The following is a 3,167-nucleotide window of genomic DNA, read 5'->3' on the forward strand; positions in this document are numbered from 1 at the left end:
CGGGGATGACGATATGGAGCGGCGCGGCACGACGCAGTATCGCAAAGGCGGTTCGCAGCGAAATCCACCTATCGTCATGCCCGCGAACGCGGGCATCCAGGGCTTCGCCGCGACACGGCTCCGAAGTCCCCGGATCGCAAGCTCAAGGCGCCATCTGCGCCAGCTCCGATTCCGGCAGCGGCAGCAGCGCCCAGAACGGCACCCGGGTCTTGGCCCAGTCGCGCGCGGCGTCGCCGAGGATTTCGACCAAGGTCGCCGCGTCGTCGGCGTTCGCCGCCTGCCACGCGCCGGCGCGTTCGATCAGCAGCAGGTAGCCCGGCGCCGGCCACCACGACAGATCGTTGACGCTGTCGTCGAGCGCATCCCAGTTGCCGCCGAACCACTCGGGAAAACGCAGGCCGGCGGCGATGCGCGCCAACGCGTCGTCCTTGTCGCGGCAGCCGGCGAAGTCGACCCGCGCGAGCGCGAACTCGAGTTCGGCGGCGGCGTCGGCCAGGGCCTGGCTGTCGCGCGCATCGATGAAGTAGGCGCCGGCCTGGGCCGGATCGGCGAGCAACGCGCGCGGGTCGATGGCGCTCATCGCGCGGCTCCTTGGGCGGGCGGGTCGAAACGGCGGAAGCTGCGGTAGTGATCGTCGCTGTAGTAATACTCGGCCGGCGGATCGCCGCCGGTGACGATGCGGCGCGCGCCGCGGTCGCCGGAGCCCGGCGTTTCCACGGTGTACTCGCGGTAGTAGCCGCGCGGCTGCGGCGGCAGCCGGCGTTCGCGGTTCTGGAAGGTGCTGCCGTCCTGGCGATGCTCGAACGGGCCGCCGACGGCGATGCGGCGCAGCACGTCGTGGGCTTCGTTCGGCAAGAACGCGGGATAGGCGGACTCGCGCGCGCTGCCGTTGCGCGGCGCGCGCGCGTCGTCGGCGACGGCGACCGGGCCCGAGGCGGACGCAGGGGAGCGATGGCCGAACTGGTTCCAGGCCCACAGCCCGATCAAGACCACGACGGCGAGGGGCCAAAGAGTGCGGCGCATGGCGAGAGGCTCCCGGAAAAGTCGGGAGTTTAGGCGAGGCGGGCTCTACGCGACATGAGCGGCGGCGCGCCGCGTGCGCGGCTCAGCCGCAACCCACGTCGACGATGACGTTGCGCTCATCCACATGCACGTTGACCCGCCCGTCCAGATATTCCTTGGTGATCATCTGCCCCGGCTTGAGCACGCGCACCGTGTGGCCGCCGGCGGCGGTGCGGGCGCGCTCGACCGTGGCGGCGTCGGCGGTCTTGCCGATCAGGCTGGCTTTGGCGGCTTCGGCATTGCAGCTCGGGCGCGGCGGCAACGCGGCGGGCTGCGCCGGTGCGGCCGGTTCGGCGGCGGCCTGCCCGGCGGCGACGGCTTGTTCGGCCGAGCTGGGCATTGCGGCGGCCGGACGGGACGCCGCGCAGGCGCTCATCGCCAGCGGCAACGCGGCGGCCAGGCACAGGACGGGCAGAAGGCGGCGGACGGCGACGGTCGGTGCGGACATGGCGGACTCCTTCGCGATGCGCGCGGGGCGCGGTCGCTCGAGCCTGCGCCGGGGCGGCTGTGTCGCGGGTTAATGCGGGAGCGCGCGATCGCCGATTCGCGACTGCGCGCACAGCGCGACAGATCGCTGGTCTTTGCTGTGGGAGAGCCTTCAGGCCCGATGCTTTGGCTTCAATCCCGAACAAGAGCATCGGGCCTGAAGGCCCTCCCACAAGGGCTTCGCTGCAAGCGCGCGGATCAGCCGCAGCGCAGGCCGGTGATCGCGCCGCGGTCGTTGACGTCGACGTTGATGCGGTCTTCGCGGTAATCCATGGTCGCCGCCGAACCCGGGGTCAGCACGCGCACATCGCGGCTGTGGGTTTCGCTGCGGATGCGCTCGACCGTGGCGGCGTCGGGCGCGCGGCCGATGGCCCAGCGCGCGGCTTCGGCGTTGCAGCTCTGGCCGACGTTGGTCGGCGGAATCGGGGTGGCGCAGGCCGACAGCATCAGGCCGAGCGCGGCGACCGGCAGGGCGAGGCGGAGGGAGACGGGGGAGGACATGGCGAGGCTCCTGCATGAGGCATGGACGGGAGTGCCGCGAGCCTGGGCCCGGCGGCGTGTGCGGCGCATGAAGGCCGGCATCGCGGCAACGGCGCGGCGGCGACGGCCATGTCTGGCGCGTTGCCGCGTTGCGTCGCGACCGGGTCGTTCCCGCGAGGCAGGGCGAGTCTATACGAGGGCGATGAACGCGCATGTATCGCGCTTGTAATCGTGTGTGCCCGGTTTGGTCCTGTCTTGTAGGAGGGACTTCAGTCCCGATGCCTTTCGATCAGGTCGGAAACAAAAGCATCGGGACTGAAGTCCCTCCTACAGGCGCCTCAGGACGCCAGCAACGCCGCATCCGCCTGCGCTTGCGCCCGCAACAGCCGCTGCATCAGCTCGGCCAGGGTGACCACGTCCTGATGATTGTGCGCGGCGACCCGCCGCAGCAGCGACGACGCGCCGCCGCGCAGGAAGTGCAGCCACGCCGCCGGCGCCTGCGAGCCGGGCAGGTCGTCCTCGCGCACGATCCGCAGCAGTTCGCGTTCCATCGTCGCCAGCTTGCAGTTCTCCCACACGCCGCGGTACAGCCGCCGGGTCGGGAACAGCAGGTCGACGTGATCGAGCCCGGCCAGCGGGTTGGCGATGCGCGCCAGGCGGTAACGGGTGTTGAGCAGCGGGGCGTCGTAGCAACGGCCGTTGTAGCTCGACAGCACCGTGTCCGGCGCCAGCCAGCGCGCGAACTCGCGCAGCATGGCGCTCTCGGCCGATAGCGTGGAGATCATGAGTTGGCGGATGCGCAGCCCGTCGCCGCGCTGCGGGTCGTCGTGCCAGTCGGCCGCGCCGATCATGAAGGCGCGGGTGCCGGTGCCGCCGGCCAGGCCGGTGGTTTCGGTGTCGAAGAACAGCAGCCGGCGCGGATCGATGTGGTCGTCGCGGCGCTTGGCGAAGGCCAGCGACAGCGCCTCGCGCGGGCCCGGCAGCGGCAGGTGGGCCTGGATCAGGTGCAGGCCGGGGGCGATTTCCTCGCCGGGCAGGGAGCGATCGACGGGCAGGGCGCGCAGGCTGCGCGGTGCCGGTGCGTCCGGCGCGCGCGCGGGCAGGCGCGGGCGCGCGTTCGCAGCGCGCGCGTCCGCATC

Annotated in this window: 5 protein-coding genes and 1 pseudogene; 1 reads left to right on the plus strand and 5 read right to left on the minus strand. The window is 71.9% G+C overall.

Going from position 1 to position 3,167, the window contains the following annotated elements; all coding sequences use genetic code 11:
• Nucleotides 1-142: 142 nt before the first annotated feature.
• The 3 genes from A7A76_RS12565 to A7A76_RS12575 all read right to left on the minus strand — a co-directional run bounded on the left by A7A76_RS12565 (nt 143) and on the right by A7A76_RS12575 (nt 1,510).
• Nucleotides 143-580, minus strand: a complete 438-nt coding sequence (locus A7A76_RS12565; RefSeq protein WP_206411501.1) for a barstar family protein — start codon at nt 578-580, stop codon at nt 143-145.
• Nucleotides 577-1,023: a ribonuclease domain-containing protein gene (locus A7A76_RS12570; protein WP_206411502.1), complete on the minus strand. Its 447-nt coding sequence runs from the start codon at nt 1,021-1,023 to the stop codon at nt 577-579. Before A7A76_RS12570 ends, A7A76_RS12565 begins: the two co-directional genes overlap by 4 nt.
• Before the next feature lie 82 nt (nt 1,024-1,105).
• Complete coding sequence (locus A7A76_RS12575; protein ID WP_206411503.1) at nt 1,106-1,510, minus strand: I78 family peptidase inhibitor; 405 nt, start codon at nt 1,508-1,510, stop codon at nt 1,106-1,108.
• Nucleotides 1,511-1,569: 59 nt separating this feature from the next.
• Between A7A76_RS12575 and A7A76_RS26575 the strand changes: the two are divergent.
• Nucleotides 1,570-1,731, plus strand: a pseudogene (locus A7A76_RS26575) (DUF6053 domain-containing protein); the annotation flags it as partial.
• Nucleotides 1,732-1,746: 15 nt separating this feature from the next.
• Here A7A76_RS26575 and A7A76_RS12580 read toward each other — a convergent pair.
• Both A7A76_RS12580 and A7A76_RS12585 read right to left on the minus strand, forming a co-directional pair.
• Entirely contained in the window at nt 1,747-2,049 is a 303-nt protein-coding gene (locus tag A7A76_RS12580) for an I78 family peptidase inhibitor (RefSeq protein WP_206411504.1), read from the minus strand.
• A gap of 317 nt (nt 2,050-2,366) precedes the next feature.
• Nucleotides 2,367-3,167 (minus strand): ribonuclease H-like domain-containing protein (locus A7A76_RS12585; RefSeq protein ID WP_206411505.1); only part of this gene is annotated, 801 nt, incomplete at its 5' end.

It is taken from the genome of Lysobacter enzymogenes, from assembly GCF_017168095.1.
In the GTDB taxonomy this organism is placed as follows: Bacteria; Pseudomonadota; Gammaproteobacteria; order Xanthomonadales; family Xanthomonadaceae; genus Lysobacter; species Lysobacter enzymogenes_D.

Excerpts from the sequence above, each read along its gene's own strand:
- A7A76_RS12565 (WP_206411501.1), bottom strand. The coding sequence starts at position 580 with ATGAGCGCCATCGACCCGCGCGCGTTGCTCGCCGATCCGGCCCAGGCC.
- A7A76_RS12570 (WP_206411502.1), bottom strand. The coding sequence starts at position 1,023 with ATGCGCCGCACTCTTTGGCCCCTCGCCGTCGTGGTCTTGATCGGGCTG.
- A7A76_RS12575 (WP_206411503.1), bottom strand. The coding sequence starts at position 1,510 with ATGTCCGCACCGACCGTCGCCGTCCGCCGCCTTCTGCCCGTCCTGTGC.
- A7A76_RS12580 (WP_206411504.1), bottom strand. The coding sequence starts at position 2,049 with ATGTCCTCCCCCGTCTCCCTCCGCCTCGCCCTGCCGGTCGCCGCGCTC.